Source organism: Clostridium intestinale DSM 6191, from assembly GCF_900130055.1.
Classification (GTDB): domain Bacteria; phylum Bacillota; class Clostridia; order Clostridiales; family Clostridiaceae; genus Clostridium_T; species Clostridium_T intestinale.
In genome coordinates, this window is the sequence record NZ_FQXU01000003.1 from 278,287 (window position 1) to 296,249 (window position 17,963).

At 30.3% G+C, this 17,963-nt stretch carries 16 protein-coding genes; 15 read left to right on the forward strand and 1 reads right to left on the reverse strand.

Annotation, left to right across the window (positions count from 1 at the left end):
- The first annotated feature begins 32 nt into the window (after window positions 1-32).
- The 14 genes from BUA92_RS01545 (at window position 33) to BUA92_RS01610 (ending at window position 16,128) form a co-directional block, all read left to right on the forward strand.
- The gene (locus BUA92_RS01545) at window positions 33-2,138 is read left to right on the forward strand and encodes a polyribonucleotide nucleotidyltransferase (protein WP_073015992.1); all 2,106 of its coding nucleotides are present in this window, start codon (window positions 33-35) and stop codon (window positions 2,136-2,138) included.
- A 43-nt stretch (window positions 2,139-2,181) separates the two neighbouring features.
- On the forward strand, window positions 2,182-3,462 hold the full coding sequence (locus BUA92_RS01550; protein WP_073015994.1) for a M16 family metallopeptidase: 1,281 nt from the start codon (window positions 2,182-2,184) through the stop codon (window positions 3,460-3,462).
- A 68-nt stretch (window positions 3,463-3,530) separates the two neighbouring features.
- On the forward strand, window positions 3,531-3,809 hold the full coding sequence (locus tag BUA92_RS01555; protein WP_073015996.1) for a YlmC/YmxH family sporulation protein: 279 nt from the start codon (window positions 3,531-3,533) through the stop codon (window positions 3,807-3,809).
- Window positions 3,810-3,829: 20 nt separating this feature from the next.
- Window positions 3,830-5,029, forward strand: coding sequence for an aspartate kinase (dapG, locus tag BUA92_RS01560; protein ID WP_073015998.1), 1,200 nt, complete (start codon window positions 3,830-3,832; stop codon window positions 5,027-5,029).
- A gap of 50 nt (window positions 5,030-5,079) precedes the next feature.
- Window positions 5,080-5,823: a ClpP family protease gene (locus tag BUA92_RS01565; RefSeq protein WP_073016000.1), complete on the forward strand. Its 744-nt coding sequence runs from the start codon at window positions 5,080-5,082 to the stop codon at window positions 5,821-5,823.
- A 92-nt stretch (window positions 5,824-5,915) separates the two neighbouring features.
- Entirely contained in the window at window positions 5,916-8,207 is a 2,292-nt protein-coding gene (locus BUA92_RS01570; RefSeq protein ID WP_073016003.1) for a DNA translocase FtsK, read from the forward strand.
- 78 nt (window positions 8,208-8,285) lie between these two features.
- Window positions 8,286-9,620 carry a 30S ribosomal protein S12 methylthiotransferase RimO gene (rimO, locus tag BUA92_RS01575; RefSeq protein WP_073016005.1) on the forward strand — a complete coding sequence of 445 codons (1,335 nt, stop codon included), beginning with the start codon at window positions 8,286-8,288 and terminating at the stop codon, window positions 9,618-9,620.
- Window positions 9,607-10,194, forward strand: a complete 588-nt coding sequence (pgsA, locus tag BUA92_RS01580; protein ID WP_073016007.1) for a CDP-diacylglycerol--glycerol-3-phosphate 3-phosphatidyltransferase — start codon at window positions 9,607-9,609, stop codon at window positions 10,192-10,194. Before rimO ends, pgsA begins: the two co-directional genes overlap by 14 nt.
- A gap of 141 nt (window positions 10,195-10,335) precedes the next feature.
- On the forward strand, window positions 10,336-11,400 hold the full coding sequence (gene recA, locus BUA92_RS01585) for a recombinase RecA (RefSeq protein ID WP_073016010.1): 1,065 nt from the start codon (window positions 10,336-10,338) through the stop codon (window positions 11,398-11,400).
- A gap of 249 nt (window positions 11,401-11,649) precedes the next feature.
- Window positions 11,650-13,185, forward strand: coding sequence for a ribonuclease Y (gene rny, locus BUA92_RS01590; protein ID WP_175550840.1), 1,536 nt, complete (start codon window positions 11,650-11,652; stop codon window positions 13,183-13,185).
- Window positions 13,186-13,354: 169 nt separating this feature from the next.
- The gene (locus BUA92_RS01595) at window positions 13,355-13,615 is read left to right on the forward strand and encodes a stage V sporulation protein S (RefSeq protein WP_073016013.1); all 261 of its coding nucleotides are present in this window, start codon (window positions 13,355-13,357) and stop codon (window positions 13,613-13,615) included.
- Between the two features lie 118 nt (window positions 13,616-13,733).
- Entirely contained in the window at window positions 13,734-14,576 is an 843-nt protein-coding gene (locus BUA92_RS01600) for a PHP domain-containing protein (protein WP_073016015.1), read from the forward strand.
- Window positions 14,573-15,766 carry a pyridoxal phosphate-dependent aminotransferase gene (locus BUA92_RS01605; RefSeq protein WP_073016018.1) on the forward strand — a complete coding sequence of 398 codons (1,194 nt, stop codon included), beginning with the start codon at window positions 14,573-14,575 and terminating at the stop codon, window positions 15,764-15,766. Before BUA92_RS01600 ends, BUA92_RS01605 begins: the two co-directional genes overlap by 4 nt.
- Window positions 15,767-15,867: 101 nt before the next feature.
- Entirely contained in the window at window positions 15,868-16,128 is a 261-nt protein-coding gene (locus BUA92_RS01610; RefSeq protein WP_021802084.1) for an HPr family phosphocarrier protein, read from the forward strand.
- A 27-nt stretch (window positions 16,129-16,155) separates the two neighbouring features.
- Here the strand turns inward: BUA92_RS01610 and BUA92_RS01615 are convergent, their stop codons facing one another.
- Window positions 16,156-16,377 carry a DUF378 domain-containing protein gene (locus BUA92_RS01615; protein ID WP_021802083.1) on the reverse strand — a complete coding sequence of 74 codons (222 nt, stop codon included), beginning with the start codon at window positions 16,375-16,377 and terminating at the stop codon, window positions 16,156-16,158.
- A gap of 143 nt (window positions 16,378-16,520) precedes the next feature.
- On the opposite strand from BUA92_RS01615, the gene purB reads away from it, so the two are divergent.
- Window positions 16,521-17,957 carry an adenylosuccinate lyase gene (gene purB / locus BUA92_RS01620; RefSeq protein ID WP_073016020.1) on the forward strand — a complete coding sequence of 479 codons (1,437 nt, stop codon included), beginning with the start codon at window positions 16,521-16,523 and terminating at the stop codon, window positions 17,955-17,957.
- The last annotated feature ends 6 nt before the right edge of the window (window positions 17,958-17,963 follow it).

The window sequence follows — 17,963 nt, forward strand, 5'->3', positions numbered from 1 at the left end:
AGAATTTATATTAACCAAAAGGAGGTTAGTTTATGAATAATTTTCATCAAACTACTGTAGCTGGAAGAAATATGAAGGTTGAGTCTGGTAAAGTTGGAATGTTATCAGATTGCGCTATATTTATGAGCTATGGAGATACAGTTATATTAACAAATGTTAATGCATCTGAAAAACCAAGAGAAGGGATTGATTTTTTCCCACTAAGTGTAGAGTATGAAGAAAGATTATATGCAGTAGGGAAAATACCAGGTGGATTTATAAAAAGAGAGGGAAGACCTTCAGAAAATGCTATTTTAAATGGTAGAGCTGTTGATAGACCATTAAGACCATTATTCCCTAAAGGATATAGAAATGATGTTCAAGTAGTTTGTACAGTAGTTTCTGTGGAAAATGACAATCTTCCAGAAATCCTAGCTATAAATGCAGCATCTACAGCTTTATGTTTATCAAGCATTCCATTTGATACACCTGTTGCAGCTGTACAAATAGGATTGATAGATAATAACTTTATAGTAAATCCAACTTCAAAGGAAAGAGAAATTTCTGATATGGAGCTAACTATATGTGCTACTAAGGAAAGAGTAATGATGATTGAAGCTGGTGGAAATGAAATTCCAGAAGAAACAATGATTAACGCTATATCATTTGGATTTGAAGAGTGTAAGAAAATAGTTGCTTTCCAAGAAGAAGCTATGAAAATGTTTGGAAAAGAAAAAAAAGTTCCAAATTTATATCATGTAGATGAAGAGATAGAAAAGAATGTAAGAGATTTTTCATTTGACATAATTAATGAAGCTATGCATATTATTGATAAAGATGAGAGAAACTTATCAATGAATGATGTTAAAGCAAAAATTTCAGAAGAGTTTAAAGAAATATATCCAGACAACATGAGTGATGTTAACGATGTAGTGTATAGAATTCAAAAAGAAGTAGTTAGAGAAATGCTACTTAAAGAAAAGAAAAGACCAGATGGAAGAGCATTTGACCAATTAAGAAAGATATCTTGTGAAGTTGATATTTTACCTAGAACTCATGGAACTGGTCTATTTACAAGAGGACTTACTCAAGTAATGACTGTAGCAACTTTAGGAGCTATAGGAGATGTTCAAATATTAGATGGAATCGGAGAATCTGTTTCTAAAACATATATGCATCATTATAACTTTCCATCTTACAGCGTAGGAGAAGTTAGACCATTAAGAGGACCAGGAAGAAGAGAAATAGGACATGGAGCATTAGCAGAAAGAGCTTTAGAACCATTAATACCTTCTCAAGAAGATTTTCCTTATACTATTAGATTAGTATCAGAAGTATTAAGTTCAAATGGATCTACATCTCAAGCTTCAGTATGTGCATCTACTTTAGCATTACTTGATGCAGGGGTTCCACTAAAGAGACCTGCTGCAGGAATAGCTATGGGATTAATAACTTCAGAAGATTTAACTGAAGAAGGTGTAATCACAGATATTCAAGGTATAGAAGATTTCTTTGGAGACATGGACTTTAAAGTTGCAGGAACTGAAGTTGGAATAACTTCAATTCAAGTAGATACAAAAATTGCAGGTCTTTCTGATTATGTAATAAGAACAGCTATAACAAATGCAAGAAAAGCAAGAATGGAAATTTTAGATAAGATAAAAGAATGTATACCAGAGCATAGAGAAGAGGTTTCATTATACGCTCCTAAAACTTCAACTATGTCTATAGATCCAGAAAAGATAAGAGATGTTATCGGAGCTGGCGGAAAAGTTATTAATAAAATAATAGCTGATACTGGTGTTAAGATAGATATAAAGGAAGATGGAAAGATATTTATTTCTTCATCTGATTCAACAGGAGTAAAAGAGGCTTTAAAAATAATAGAGGGATTAACTAAAGAAGTTAAAGCTGGAGAAGTTTATTTAGGTAAAGTTACTAAAATAGCTAATTTTGGAGCATTCGTAGAAATACTTCCAAGTAAAGAAGGTTTAGTTCATATATCAAAATTAGATGTGAATAGAGTTAACAAGGTTGAAGATATAGTATCGGTAGGAGATGAAATTCTTGTTAAAGTAACAGAAATAGACGCTCAAGGAAGAATAAATCTTTCAAGAAAAGATGCAATAGTGAATACAGAGAAAAAAGATGAAGAATAGAAGGGCATAAATTGCCTTTTTATTTTTTAATATGGAGGTTATTATGTACAATTTATATACACTAGAGAATGGTCTAAGGATTGTAACTGAACAAATAGAACATGTAAACTCCATAAGCGTTGGGGTTATAGTTAAAAATGGTTCTAGAAATGAGACGGAAGATTTAAATGGGATTTCTCATTTCATAGAGCATATGTTGTTCAAGGGAACAGACAAAAGATCAGCTAAAAGTATTGTAGAAGAAATAGAAAATGTAGGTGGTCAAATTAATGCATATACTAGCAAGGAATCGACATGTTACTATATTAAGGCATTAAATACGCACTTAGAGTTATCTATAGATGTACTTTCAGATATGATATTGAATTCTAAATTTGATGATGAGGAAATAAAAAAAGAGCAAAGTGTTGTAGTTGAGGAAATTTATATGAGTGAAGATTCTCCAGAAGATGTCTTAGGAGATCTTCATGCTGTATCAGCCTTTTATAAGGACTCTTTAGCTTATCCTATTTTAGGAACCCCAGACACTGTAAGAAGTTTTGATTCAAGCAAGATAAAAAGTTATATTGAAGAAATGTATACTCCAAGTAATACTGTTATATCAATATGTGGAAATTTTGATGAAATTAAATTGAAACAACTTATAGAAAAATATTTTGGTGATTGGAGTGCATCTAATAAAGAAGCATTTGAATACAATACTCCAGAGATTAAGAGAAGTTTTCTGTATGCTGAAAAGAATATAGAACAACTACATATAAATTTTGGACTTACAGGAATTAAGCAGGGAGATGAAAGAGGATATAGCCTTTTATTACTAAATAATATATTAGGTGGTGGGGCATCTTCTATACTTTTCCAAAAGGTTAGGGAAGAGTTAGGATTATGTTACTCAATATATTCGTATCTTCTTACATATCAAAATACAGGTACTTTAAATATATATACTGGATTAAGTCCATCATATGCTGAAAAAGCTATTAATGTAATAAAAGAAGAACTACATGATTTTAGAGATAGAGAATTTACCCAAGTGGAAATAGACATAAATAAAGAAAAAATAAAAGCAAGTTATATTCTTGGTCTAGAGAGTACTTCTTCTAGAATGTTCAACAATGGTAAATCTGTTTTGTATAAAAATAAGATAGTTACGCCTGATGATTTGATAAAGAAAATAGATGCTATAAACAAAAACTCTATTAAAGAAGTTCAAGAAATTTGTTTTAATGATGGCATTATAAATGGGGCATTTGTAGGTAGAAATGTTTCACTTGAAACTCTTAGCAGTTTATGTCAAAATAATGTTGTATCTTTTAATAAATAAAAATCCTCTTAATATTTTAGTTATAAAATCCCTTCTTAATGAATATTAATTTTTGAGGAGGGATTAACATGAATGATAATACAATCAAAACATTAAGTGAAATTGAAAACTTTGAGATAATTAACGTAAATGATGGAGAGAAGTATAACTATCTTTCTAATAATGACATAATAGTGGATGGCGAAGGAAGACTAAAGTTTCTAATTGTCAATCTAAGTAACTCTAAATTCACTTTTTTTGGTGGAAATGAATATTTAGAAATACCATGGGATTATGTAAAAAAAATTGGGGCAAAAACTATTATACTAGATGTAGAAGAGGAAAACATTAAAAGAGCAAGGCTTTAAATAACAGGGGGAGTGGTATTTTGAAAATTATAGTACAAAAGTTTGGAGGAACGTCAGTTTCGACTCCAGAGAGAAGAAAGTCTGTAGTTGATAAAGTTAAAAATGCAATAAGCGAAGGATATAGTCCTGTAGTAGTAGTTTCTGCTATGGGAAGAAAAGGGGAAGCTTATGCAACTGATACACTATTATCACTTTTAAGCAGTGATTTTAAGGATGAAAACAAACAAGCAGCTGATTTATTAATGTGTTGTGGGGAAATAATTAGTTCTGTTGTAATGAGTAATGTTTTTTACGAAAATAATATAGCTGCAGTTCCTTTAACGGGAGGACAAGCAGGCATACTAACTGATGATAACTTCTCTGATGCAAAATCTTTAAATGTAAGTACTAAAATCCTAATGGATATATTATCTCAAGGAAAGGTTCCAATTGTTACTGGATTCCAAGGAGTGACTCAGGATGGATTTTTAACTACATTAGGAAGAGGGGGAAGTGATACCTCTGCTGCATTAATAGGTGCAGCACTAAAGGCTGAAGCTATTGAAATATATACAGATGTTGATGGTATAATGACAGCTGACCCAAGAATAGTAGAAGAGGCTGCATTAATAGATATTATAAGCTATAATGAAGTTTTCCAACTTGCTGAACAAGGGGCTAAGGTTATACATCCAAAAGCTGTTGAAGCTGCAATGAGAGGCAATATTCCTCTTATAATTAAAAATACTATGAGTGACTGTAAGGGAACATTAATTAACAATGTTGGAGATATACAAAACACAAGAATTATAACAGGTATAACTCATCTAAGTGGAAGAACTCAAGTATCTATAAAGAGTGAGGATAATCAAGGAAATAATCATTATAAAGAACTTTTAGATATATTAGCAAATAATAACATAAGTTTAGATTTAATCAATATCTTCCCAAAGGAAAAAATATTTACAATTGATGATTCAATGAAAAATAGATTAGAGAAGATATTTAAAGATATTAATATAAAATATACTATTATAGAAAACTGTAGTAACTTAGCTATTGTAGGTTCTAGAATGACTGGTATTCCTGGAGTAATGGCTAAAATAATCAAAGCTTTAAGTGATAGTAACATAGAAGTTTTACAAACTGCAGATTCTCACATGACAATATGGTGTTTAATTCACACTGACAATGTTCAGAAGGCAATTAATACATTACATAGAACTTTTGAATTAAGTTAGTATAAAATATATCCTCCTGTACAAAATATAAAAGTACAGGAGGTATGTTTATGTGGAATAATTTTTATGAAATAGATAATAAAAAGTTAAAAGATGATGATAAAATTATAGATAAAAATCACGGTGATGATAAAAAAGAAACTAAAGAAGAAAATGATGATATTGCGTCTATAAAAGAATTTGGAAATACTTCCGTTTCTAAACCAGACGAAAGAATTCAGATTGTATCTATAATAGGTCAAATAGAAGGGCACATGGTTTCACCTCCTAATACTAAAACGACTAAATATGAACATGTAATTCCTCAGCTTATTTCTATGGAACAAAATCCAGAAGTTAAGGGAATACTGATTATTTTAAATACAGTAGGAGGAGATGTAGAGGCAGGTCTTGCCATTGCTGAAATGATAAACAGTCTCTCAAAACCTACAGTTTCTTTAGTTATTGGAGGAGGCCATTCTATAGGAGTACCTCTTGCAACATCTGCGAGCGTATCTTTTATATCTCCATCAGCAACTATGATAATTCATCCTATAAGAATGAATGGGCTTGTAATAGGAGTACCTCAGACATTTAAGTATTTTAATAAGATGCAGGATAGAATAAATGATTTTATAGTGAGGACATCAAAGGTTAATAAAGAAAAGCTTAAAAAACTTATGATGGAAACTGATGAACTTTTAAATGATATGGGAACTATACTTATTGGTAAAGAAGCTGTTGATATAGGACTTATAGATGAGGTTGGGGGCATAAAAGCCGCTTTAGATAAGTTGGAATCTATGATAGAATAAATATATAAATAAACCATAGGGTTTCCTGTGGTTTATTTATATTAAAGAGGATATTTGACTAAAATGTAGAATACAAATTTAGGGGTGATAAAATGGCGAGGAAATCTAGTAAAAAAACAACAAATAAAAATAAAAGCAATTCAGATATAAAAGGACTACTTTGGATAGCTGCTGGATTTATTTTAATGATAGGAGTTTATACAGATTTAGCAGGACTTTTTTCAAATATATCTAAGAATATTTTATTTGTTTTAATTGGAATAGGATCATATGTTATTCCGTTATACATAATGTATTATGGAGTATTAACAATAAAATCTAAAGGAAATCTAAGCATTAATAAAAACTTATATCCGGTAACATTTTTTATGATTAACACAATTTTAATGGTATCTTCTTTAAGTATTGATAGTGTAGAAGATAAAAATATTTCTTTAATGGAATTTATATTTAAAGTTTTTGATAATCCTTCGTGGAACAATGGAGGTTTACTTGGAATAATAATTAGTTATCCTTTGTACAAGCTCCTAGGAATAATAGGATCAATTATTATATATATGCTTATATATGCTATATGTCTAATACTGATATTTGACTTATCAATTTTCGATATAGGATTAAATTTAAAAACAAAAAGTAAAGATATAAAAGATAAGGTTAGTACAAAAAATAATCTTAAAGAAAAAAAGAAAGAAAATATCCAATTAGAGCCTTATGTTGAGCAGGATGGTTATATAGAAGGGATAAATAAAAAGATTAAGATACTAGACTTTATGAAAAATTCATCTATTCACTCAGATGAGGGAGAGAAGCCTAGAGAGATAGCTGTGTTTCAAATGGGGGATACCAAAAGTGAGTCAAAGAGTGAAAGTAAAAAACTAGACAATAACTTAAAAGAAGTAGTTAATAGAGAGATAACAGAGAAAATAACAGAAAGTAAAGCAGATGTAAAATACAATATACCTAAATTAGAATACCTAAATACAAACAATAATTTAAATATAAATAAAGAAGATAAAAAGGAACTTATTGCATCTGCAACTAAGTTAGAAGAAACATTAAGTTCATTTGGAGTTGAAGCGAAGGTTCTTCAAGTTACTAAAGGACCTGCAGTAACAAGATATGAATTGCAGCCAAGTGCTGGCGTTAAAGTATCAAAAATAGTTAATCTCTCAGATGATATAGCACTTAGTTTAGCTGCCTCAGGGGTAAGAATTGAAGCGCCTATACCTGGAAAGTCCGCGGTAGGAATTGAGGTTCCAAATAAAGTTATAACTGCTGTATTTCTAAGAGAGGTTTTAGATGAGGAAAAGTTTAAGTCAAGTAGTAGCAGTGTAGCCTTTGCAATAGGAAAAGATATTGCAGGACAATGTGTTGTGGCAGATTTGAGTAAGATGCCTCATTTACTTATAGCAGGGGCAACAGGTTCAGGTAAATCGGTGTGTATAAATACACTGATCATGAGTATATTGTATAAATACTCACCATCAGAAGTATCTCTTTTAATGATTGACCCTAAGGTTGTAGAATTAAGCGTTTATAATGGGATACCTCACTTATTAATCCCTGTAGTTACAGATCCTAAAAAAGCTGCCGGAGCTCTTAATTGGGCTGTAAATGAAATGACTAGAAGATATAAATTGTTTGCTGAAACTGGAGTAAGAAATATTCAATCATATAATACTCTAATGGAAAAAGGTGAAACAGAAGAAAAGTTACCTTATATAGTTATAATAGTAGATGAATTAGCTGACTTAATGATGGTATGTCCAAATGACGTTGAAGAATATATTGCAAGATTAGCTCAAATGGCTAGAGCTGCTGGGATGCATTTAGTATTAGCAACCCAAAGACCATCTGTAGATGTAATAACAGGGGTAATAAAGGCAAACATTCCATCTAGAATTTCTTTTGCTGTATCATCGCAAATTGACTCAAGGACAATACTTGATTCATCTGGAGCTGAAAAACTTCTTGGAAAAGGTGATATGTTATTTTATCCAGTTGGGGAATCTAAACCTCAAAGAATACAAGGGGCTTTTATAAGTGAAGAAGAGGTGGAAAAAGTAGTATCTTCAATTAAATCTGAAATGGAAGAGGCTAATTATGATGAACAAATAATTGAACATATAAATAGTGAAAGCTCTTCTAATGGTAATTCGTCAAATGATGAAGATGCAGATGAGCTACTAGATGAAGCAATAAAGGTTGTAGTAGAGAGTGGTCAAGCGTCAGCTTCATATATACAAAGAAGACTTAGAATTGGATTTAATAGAGCGGCAAGAATAATAGAGCAACTTGAAGAAAGAGAGATTATTACTAAAAAAGATGGCTCAAAACCGAGACAAGTATTAATAACTAGAGAAGAAATAGAAGATTTTTAGATAAAATACTTGTTTTAAGTTAAAAAGAGATTTAAAATTAAATTTGTAATTTATTACTTAAGCACAGGAGGAGTTGTTTTGACAAAATATAAAGTAGGCTTAGTTAGCTTAGGTTGTGACAAAAATAGGGTTGATTCTGAAATTATATTGGGACAAATGAAAACAAATTATGATTTCACTAATGATCCAAAAGAAGCTCATATAATAATTGTAAATACTTGTGGATTTATAGAAAAAGCAAAACAAGAATCTATTGATACAATTTTAGAAATGGCTAAATATAAAAATAAATATAATTGTAAGTTGTTAATTGCAACAGGATGTTTAACTCAGAGGTATTCAAAAGAATTAAGTGAACTTATGCCAGAGATAGATATAATGCTAGGAGTTAATGACTACAAAAAAATTAATGAACATATTTCTAACTACATTGAAAGTGAGCAAAAAATATTATCCGTGGATTACTCAGATAACAATATAAATGAAGGAGAAAGAGTAATAACTACAGATAAAAGCACTGCATACTTAAGGATTGCAGAAGGTTGTGATAATTTCTGTACTTACTGTATTATACCTAAAATAAGAGGCAAATTTAGAAGTAGATCAATAGAAAGTATCGTAGCAGAAGCAGAAAAATTAGTTAAAAATGGCGTTAAAGAAATTATATTAGTAGCCCAAGATACAACTAGATATGGGGTTGATATATATAATGGAGAAAAGAAATTACCTACCCTTTTAAAAAACTTATGCACAATTGAAGGCCTTAAATGGATAAGGATAATGTACTGTTACCCAGAAGAAATAACAGAAGAACTTATAGAGGTAATGGCAACTGAAGAAAAGATATGTAAGTATATAGATCTTCCTATTCAACATATTTCTAATAAAATATTAAAGCTAATGGGAAGAAAGACAACAAAAGAAACTATAACAAATAAGATAGATTCACTTAGAAAAGCTATGCCAAGCATTACATTAAGAACTTCTTTGATAGTTGGATTCCCAGGGGAATCTGATGAAGATTTTGAAGAACTAAAGAGTTTCTTAAAAGAGTATAAACTTGAAAAAGTAGGTGTATTTAAATACTCACAAGAAGAAGATACTCCAGCTGCTAATATGAAGGAGCAGATTTCTGAAGAGGTAAAAGATTTAAGAGAAAAAGAACTCATGATTTTACAACAGGAAATTTCAACTGAAATAAACAAATTGAAAGTTGGAAGAATTTATGATATTCTTGTAGAAGGATATGATGGAGAATTTTATTCGGCTAGAAGTGAAGAATTAGCACCAGATATCGATGGAAATATACTTATAAAAGGAAAAGACATGGAGATAGGACAATACTTAAAAGCTAAGATAACTGAAGCTTTGGAATATGATTTACTAGGGGTTGTTTGTGATGAATCTTGCTAATAGATTAACTATTATTAGAATTTTTTTAGTTCCTGTATTTTTAATTTTTATTGCACTTAAAATTGATTATGGAACATTTATAGCAACATTTATATTTATTTTGGCATCTTTAACAGATAAGCTAGATGGATATATAGCTAGAAGTAGAAATCAAATAACTACATTTGGGAAATTTATGGATCCTTTAGCAGATAAACTTTTAGTAACATCTGCATTAATCTCACTTGTTGAGTTACAAGTAATGCCGGGTTGGGCAGCTGTTATAATAATTGCAAGAGAATTTGCTATTTCTGGATTAAGAACCCTTGCCGCTAGTGATGGTGTTGTTATTGCAGCATCTTGGTGGGGAAAAATTAAAACCGTAATTCAGATTATAGCAATCATAGCTTTACTACTAAAAGTAAATATAAATAATTCACAGATATTATTAGAAAAATTTACTTCTAATAATGTATTACATGGGTTATATGTTTATTTACCTGAAGTTTTGTTATATATTGCAGTTGTAATAACAATATTATCTGGAATTGATTATTTTAATAAAAATAAACATACCATTAATACGAATAAGTAGAATAAAATAAATAAATATGGTCTATAATTCTAATAAAAGTTCCAACTAATAATTGGAACTTTTATGTTATATATGTTGACATTAAATAATATGTATTTTATAATATAAATAGAACAAATGTTCGTGAAAGGATGAGATTTAATGGCTAATTTAGATACGGAAAAACTTAAGGCTATAGAAGCCGCTATGGGACAAATAGAGAAACAATTTGGAAAAGGTTCAATTATGAAATTAGGAGAAAATCATGGAATGAGTGTTGATTCTATTTCAACAGGTTGCTTAGACCTAGATATTGCTTTAGGCATAGGCGGTGTTCCAAGAGGAAGAATTATTGAAATATACGGACCTGAGAGTTCAGGTAAAACAACGGTTGCATTACATATTGTAGCTGAAGCTCAAAAGTTAGGTGGAGCTGTAGGATTTATAGATGCTGAACATGCTTTGGATCCTAGCTATGCTAAGAATTTAGGTGTTGATACAGAAAACTTAATAGTATCTCAACCTGATACTGGTGAACAAGCACTAGAAATAGCAGAAGCTCTAGTTCGTTCAGGGGCTATTGATGTAATAGTAGTAGACTCTGTAGCAGCTTTAGTACCAAGAGCGGAAATAGAAGGAGAAATGGGAGATGCCCACGTTGGATTGCAAGCTAGATTAATGTCTCAAGCATTAAGAAAATTAGCGGGAAGTATTAGCAAATCTAAGTGTGTAGCTATATTTATAAACCAACTAAGAGAAAAAGTTGGTATAATGTTTGGAAATCCTGAAACAACACCAGGAGGAAGAGCACTTAAATTTTATGCATCAGTAAGAATGGACGTTAGAAGAATTGATTCAATAAAGCAAGGTGAAAATGTTGTTGGAAACAGAACAAGAGTTAAGGTTATTAAAAACAAAGTAGCGCCACCGTTTAGAAATGCAGAATTTGATATAATGTATAATGAAGGTATATCTAGAGAGGGTAACTTAATAGATGTAGGAGTAAAAGAAGGTATAATTCAAAAAAGTGGTGCATGGTTTTCTTATGGCGAAGCAAGACTTGGTCAAGGACGAGAAAATGCTAAACAATCATTAAAAGAAAACCCAGATTTAGCATTAGAAATAGATAATAAAATTAGAGAAAAATATGGTCTTCCTTTAACTGAAGTTAAAAAGGTTAAAAAGCCTGAAACTGAAAAAATAGAAAAAAAAGTTGAAAATAAATAAATCGCAATGCGATTTATTTATTTTTTTGCTTATTTTTATTTAAAAATAGGTAATAATAAAGATGTAGTAACTTTTATAGTAAAGGATACTGCTTGACATAAGAAAAAAATTGCTATACAATAATAACAAATACTGGTTTATCATATTACTGAACAACAGTTAGAATTTAATATGACATCTTTTTACGCTATCTTATTTTTATTTAATATATTATATTTTGAAGATTGCGAAGGAGGTGTTTGTATGGAAATGAAACTTTTTATTTTAATAGATATAGTGGTTCTAGCTTGTTTAGCTGGATTGCAATATATAATAATCAATAAAGTTTCAAGAAATAAAATTGATAATTTAGAAAAAGAAGCAAATGATCTTTTGGAGAATTCCAAAAAAGAAGTAGATTCCTTAAGAAAAGAAGCTATTTTAGAGGCTAAAGAAGAGGTTCATAGATTAAGAACTGACTTCGAAAAGGAATCAAGAGAAAGAAGAAATGAAGTACAAAGATTAGAGAGAAGATTAATCCAAAGAGAGGAAGCTCTTGATAAAAAGGGTGAAATCTTAGAAAAGAAAGAAGAAACAATTAATAAAAGATTACAAGACATTGATTTAATGGAAGTAAATGCTCAAGAAATTTTAGTTAAAAGAAGACATGAATTAGAAAAGGTTTCTGGATTATCATCTGAAGAAGCGAAACAAATTCTTCTTGATGAAATTAGTAGAGAAATCAAACATGAAAGTGCAATGATGATAAAAGATGTAGAAATGAAAGCTAAAGAAGAGGCTGATAAAAAGGCTAGAGAAATAATTACTACAGCTATTCAAAGATGTGCAGCAGATCATGTTTCTGAAACAACAGTACATGTAGTGGCGCTTCCAAATGATGAAATGAAAGGTAGAATAATAGGAAGAGAAGGTAGAAATATAAGAACCTTAGAAACCTTAACTGGAGTAGATTTAATAATTGATGACACTCCTGAGGCGGTAATACTTTCTAGTTTCGACCCGATAAGAAGAGAAGTTGCAAGAATAGCATTAGAAAAATTGATAGTAGATGGAAGAATTCATCCTGCTAGAATTGAAGAAATGGTAGAAAGAGCTACTAAAGATGTCGAAAACGATATAAAGGAAGAGGGAGAACAAGCTACCTTTGAAACAGGGGTACATGGTTTACATCCTGAGATTATTAAATTGTTAGGTAGATTAAAATACAGAACAAGTTATGGTCAAAATGTTTTAAAACATTCCATAGAAGTTGCTTATTTAGCAGGTTTAATGGCTTCGGAATTAGGCTTAGATGTAAATATAGCAAGAAGAGCTGGATTATTACATGATATAGGTAAAGCAGTGGATCAAGAATATGAAGGACCACATGCTTTAATAGGTGGAGACCTAGCTAAGAAGTATCATGAATCCCCAGTGATAGTAAACGCTATTGCTGCTCATCATGGAGATGTGGAAATGATATCTCTAGAGGCAATACTAGTTCAGGCTGCAGATGCTATATCGGCAGCGAGACCTGGTGCTAGAAGAGAAACTTTAGAAGCTTATATAAAGAGATTAGAAAAATTAGAAGAGATTGCAAACTCATATGAAGGTGTAGAAAAGTCATATGCCATTCAAGCTGGAAGAGAGATTAGAATTATGGTTAAACCAGATCAAGTCGATGATGCTGTGGCTATTGAAATGGCACGTAATATCGTAAAAAACATAGAAGAACAGCTAGAATATCCTGGCCAAATTAAAATAAATGTAATTAGAGAGACACGTGCTGTGGAATACGCAAAATAATCGATAGAAAATACATTTTGTTAAAACAAAATGTATTTTTTTTAAAATTATTTATAATAAAAGAAGGAATTTTAAAATACATATAGAATATATATTAAGGGAAAGAAATAATAGTTAACTTCTAATGTAAACGTATGCGGGTACATTATTAATCTAGGAGGTCAAAATAATGGAAGTATTAAAAGTTTCAACAAAATCTAATCCAAATTCAGTAGCGGGGGCTTTAGCGGCAATAATAAAGGAGAAAAATATCGTAGAAATTCAAGCAGTAGGTGCAGGTGCTATAAATCAAGCTGTTAAAGCTATAGCTATTGCTAGAGGATTTGTTGCGCCAAGTGGAAAAGATATAGTATGTGTTCCGGCATTCACAGATATAATAATAGATGGTGAAGAAAGAACAGCCATAAAATTAATTGTTCAACCAAGATAACAAAGAGACAACCCCTTTATGGGGTTTTTTTAGTTTTATTAATAATTATGGAATATTTACATCCATCTAATAAAATGATATATTTTTATTATAAAGATATAGAAAATAGGTGAAGATTATGAAGTATGCTGACTTGCATATTCACTCTACATATTCCGATGGTAATTTAACGCCAGAAGAAATTATAAATATAGCAATTGAAAGAAATGTAAAATACATTTCTATAACAGACCATGACACATTGTCTTCACAATATATTACTAAATACCACTATTCAGACATAAATATAATTCCAGGTATAGAATTTTCCACTGAGTATGAAGATGATATAGAGATACATATATTGGGTTATTGTATAGATGTAGATAACCCTACTCTTAAAAATGTTGTAGAAAAGCTTAAGGCTTCAAGAGTAAAAAGAGTAGAAAGTATTATAACAAAATTAAAAGATATAGGGATAAATATAGATATAAATGATTTATGTGTAAATAGCATATCTACACTTGGAAGATCTCATATAGCTCAGTTATTAGTTAAAAAAGGATATAGTGAGAATTTTAAATTAGCTTTTAAGAATTATTTGATTGAAGGAAAGGCTGGATTTGTTAAAAGAGAAAAAATATACTATAAGGAAGTTTTGGATATCATAAAAAAATCAGGAGGTATAGCGGTTTTGGCTCATCCTGGCGATATACCAAGACAAATGGAATTAGATAATCTATTTAAGAGATTGAAATGTCATGGTTTAAGTGGTGTAGAAATATATCATCCAAGTCATAATAATGAGAAGATAAATACTTTTTATAATCTAGCAAAAAAACACAAGCTTATAATAACTGGTGGGAGTGACTGTCATTCAATAAGCAATAAAAATTCAAGTCTTATAGGTCAATATGGGGTAAATGAAATACATTTAAATAAATTATTACATTTAGACAAAAGATATGGAGGTAAAATATGAAATTATCGCAAAAAGGGGAGCAATTATCGCCATCAATAACTTTGGCTATAACTGCTAAGGCTAAAGAAATGAAAAGTCGTGGGGTTGATGTAGTAAGTTTTGGTGTTGGAGAGCCGGATTTTAATACACCTTCTAATATTATTAAGGCAGCTATAAAGGCTATGGAAGAAGGCAAAACGAAATATACGCCAGCAGCTGGTATATCTGAACTAAAAAAAGCTATAATTACGAAATTTAAAGAAGATAATGACTTAATTTATAATGAATCACAGGTAATCATATCTACAGGAGCAAAGCAATGTTTAGCTAATTTGTTTTTATCAATTTTAAATCCAGGTGATGAAGTTTTATTACCTGTTCCTTATTGGGTTAGTTATCCGGAGCTTGTAAAACTTGCAGATGGTAATCCTGTGTTTGTTGAGTGTTTACAAGAAGATGGATATAAGTTTAATATAAATATCTTAGAAAAATATGTTACAGAGAAAACAAAAGCCATTCTTATAAATTCACCTAATAATCCTACAGGAACTATATATACTAAAGAAGAATTAATAGAGCTTAGTGAATTTGCAAAAAAACATGATTTGTTTATAATAGCGGACGAAATATATGAAAAATTAATCTACGGAGATTACAAACATATTAGTATTGGAAGTTTAAGCGAGGATGCTTACAATAGAACTATTGTTATAAATGGAATGTCTAAGTCTTATGCAATGACAGGGTGGAGAGTTGGATATGCAGCAGGGCCAAAAGAGGTTATTAAGATCATGAGTAGCATACAAAGTCATATGACATCAAATGTGTCTACTATAGGCCAATATGCTGCATTAGAAGCTCTTGAAGGTCCACAAGATGAATTACATGACATGATAAAAGTTTTTCATAGTAGAAGAGATTTAATGGTTAGATTATTAGATGATATAAATGATCTAGATTATATATATCCTCAAGGAGCTTTTTATGTAATGGTGGATATTAAAAAATTAATAGGTAAGTCTATTGATTCCGTTGTTATAAAAGATTCTTTGACTTTTTCAGATATGCTCTTAGAAAAAGAGAAGGTAGCAGTAGTTCCAGGAATAGGTTTTGGACTAGAAAACTACATTAGATTATCTTATGCTACTTCAAACGATGCCATAATGGAAGGAATAAAAAGAATAAAATCATTTACATTGGCTTTAAATTAAGCAATATTTTAATTTATAGTGTTGAAATTAACTACAAAACAATATATAATGAAATAAGTTATTGATAAACATAACGAAATAAATGCAAAGAGGTGAATTAGATGGTAGTTAAAGAAGTTTTAGTAAAAAACGCTACTGGATTACATGCAAGACCAGCTACTTTATTAGTAAAGAAGGCTTCATCTTTTAAGTCTGATGTTCAAATCGAGTATAATGGAAAAAAAGCAAACGTTAAAAGTTTAATTGGAGTATTATCTTTAGGAGTTACTAAAGATGCTTTAGTAAAAGTTATAGCTTCAGGCGATGACGAAACTTTAGCAGTAGAAGAAGTAGTTAAATTAATAGAAACTTTAGAAGAATAATAAAAAAGGTTCGTATAGAACCTTTTTTTATTGCTCTCTTTTTAATATCATTTTACTTCTAAAAACTAGTGCGACTAAATTTAATCCTGAAACAAATACTATAATATATATTATGCGTTCTAATAGTGGGGCGAATCCAAATAGATAATGAACTAGGTTGAAGTTACATAGACCATATAAACCCCAATTGATAGAGCCTATGATAACAAATAAAAAAGAAAGTTTGTCTAATAGATTAACTTTATACATATAACCATCTCCCATAATATAATATATGTTTAATTTATATTCATGAAAATTAGTAATATAACTGATATTTTTTATAAAATATGATATAATAAAATGCGAACTAAAATTAATAAAATAACAAATATATTCGTATGGAGGTTTTTATGACTAGAACTGATTTATACAGTACGCCATTAAATTCAAGATATGCATCTAAGGAGATGAGTTTTTTATTCTCAGATGATATGAAGTTTACTACATGGAGAAAGCTTTGGGTTGCATTAGCTGAATGTGAAAAGGAATTAGGCCTTAATATAACTGAAGAACAAGTTAATGAATTAAAGGCTAATATATATAATATAAACTATGAAGAAGCTATAAAAAGAGAAAAGGAAGTAAGACATGATGTTATGAGTCATGTATATGCATATGGGCTGCAATGTCCTTATGCTAAAGGAATAATACATTTAGGGGCTACGTCATGTTATGTAGGAGATAACACTGATGTTATAATAATGAAGGAAGCTTTATTATTAATAAAGAAAAAGATTGTAAGTGTTTTAGCGCTGCTTAAAGAATTTTCTTTAAAATATAAAAATATGCCTACACTAGGATTTACACATTTTCAACCTGCTCAGTTAACTACAGTAGGGAAAAGAGCTACTTTATGGATGCAGGATTTGGTTATGGATGTTGAAAATATAGATCATGTATTAAGCACATTGAAGCTTAGAGGAGTTAAGGGTACAACTGGAACTCAAGCTAGCTTTATGACTCTATTTGAAGGTGATGAAAGTAAAGTTAAAGCTTTAGATGTTATGGTGGCTAAAAGAATGGGTTTTGAGAAAAGTTATGGAGTAACAGGTCAAACTTACCCAAGAAAATTAGACTCTATAGTTTTAAATACATTATCAGAAGTTGCGCAAAGTGCATATAAATTCTCTAATGATTTAAGACTTTTACAAAGCATGAAGGAAGTAGAGGAGCCTTTTGAAAAAAATCAAATAGGATCATCAGCTATGGCTTACAAAAGAAATCCTATGAGATCGGAAAGAATAGGAGCTTTAGCAAGGTATGTAATAGTAGATTCATTAAATCCAGCAGTTACTGCAGCAACTCAATGGTTTGAAAGAACATTAGATGACTCTGCAAATAAAAGAATAGCAGTAGCAGAAGCATTTTTAGCTTTAGATGGAGTGTTAAATCTATATATGAATATATCTGAAGGTATGGTGGTTTATGACAAGGTAATAGCGGCTCATGTAAATAATGAATTACCTTTTATGGCGACTGAAAACATAATGATGGAAGCTGTTAAAAAAGGTGGAGATAGACAGGAATTGCATGAAAAGATAAGAGGTTATTCTATGGAAGCTTCTCAAAGAGTAAAAGGAGAAGGGTTAAATAATGATTTAATAGATAGAATAATAGCTGATGGTGGCTTTGGGTTAACTGAAAATGAAATTAGAGATATAATAGATCCTAATAAGTTTATTGGAAGATCTCCAAGTCAAGTAGAAGAGTTTATAGAAGAGTACATAAATCCTATATTAGAAAACAATTCTGAAGCACTTAATTTAAAAGCTGAAATAAATGTTTAGATGAAG

Coding starts and splice junctions, on each gene's coding strand:
- BUA92_RS01545 (WP_073015992.1), top strand. CDS start 33: ATGAATAATTTTCATCAAACTACTGTAGCTGGAAGAAATATGAAGGTT.
- BUA92_RS01550 (WP_073015994.1), top strand. CDS start 2,182: ATGTACAATTTATATACACTAGAGAATGGTCTAAGGATTGTAACTGAA.
- BUA92_RS01555 (WP_073015996.1), top strand. CDS start 3,531: ATGAATGATAATACAATCAAAACATTAAGTGAAATTGAAAACTTTGAG.
- BUA92_RS01565 (WP_073016000.1), top strand. CDS start 5,080: ATGTGGAATAATTTTTATGAAATAGATAATAAAAAGTTAAAAGATGAT.
- BUA92_RS01570 (WP_073016003.1), top strand. CDS start 5,916: ATGGCGAGGAAATCTAGTAAAAAAACAACAAATAAAAATAAAAGCAAT.
- pgsA (WP_073016007.1), top strand. CDS start 9,607: ATGAATCTTGCTAATAGATTAACTATTATTAGAATTTTTTTAGTTCCT.
- recA (WP_073016010.1), top strand. CDS start 10,336: ATGGCTAATTTAGATACGGAAAAACTTAAGGCTATAGAAGCCGCTATG.
- rny (WP_175550840.1), top strand. CDS start 11,650: ATGAAACTTTTTATTTTAATAGATATAGTGGTTCTAGCTTGTTTAGCT.
- BUA92_RS01595 (WP_073016013.1), top strand. CDS start 13,355: ATGGAAGTATTAAAAGTTTCAACAAAATCTAATCCAAATTCAGTAGCG.
- BUA92_RS01600 (WP_073016015.1), top strand. CDS start 13,734: ATGAAGTATGCTGACTTGCATATTCACTCTACATATTCCGATGGTAAT.
- BUA92_RS01605 (WP_073016018.1), top strand. CDS start 14,573: ATGAAATTATCGCAAAAAGGGGAGCAATTATCGCCATCAATAACTTTG.
- BUA92_RS01610 (WP_021802084.1), top strand. CDS start 15,868: ATGGTAGTTAAAGAAGTTTTAGTAAAAAACGCTACTGGATTACATGCA.
- BUA92_RS01615 (WP_021802083.1), bottom strand. CDS start 16,377: ATGTATAAAGTTAATCTATTAGACAAACTTTCTTTTTTATTTGTTATC.
- purB (WP_073016020.1), top strand. CDS start 16,521: ATGACTAGAACTGATTTATACAGTACGCCATTAAATTCAAGATATGCA.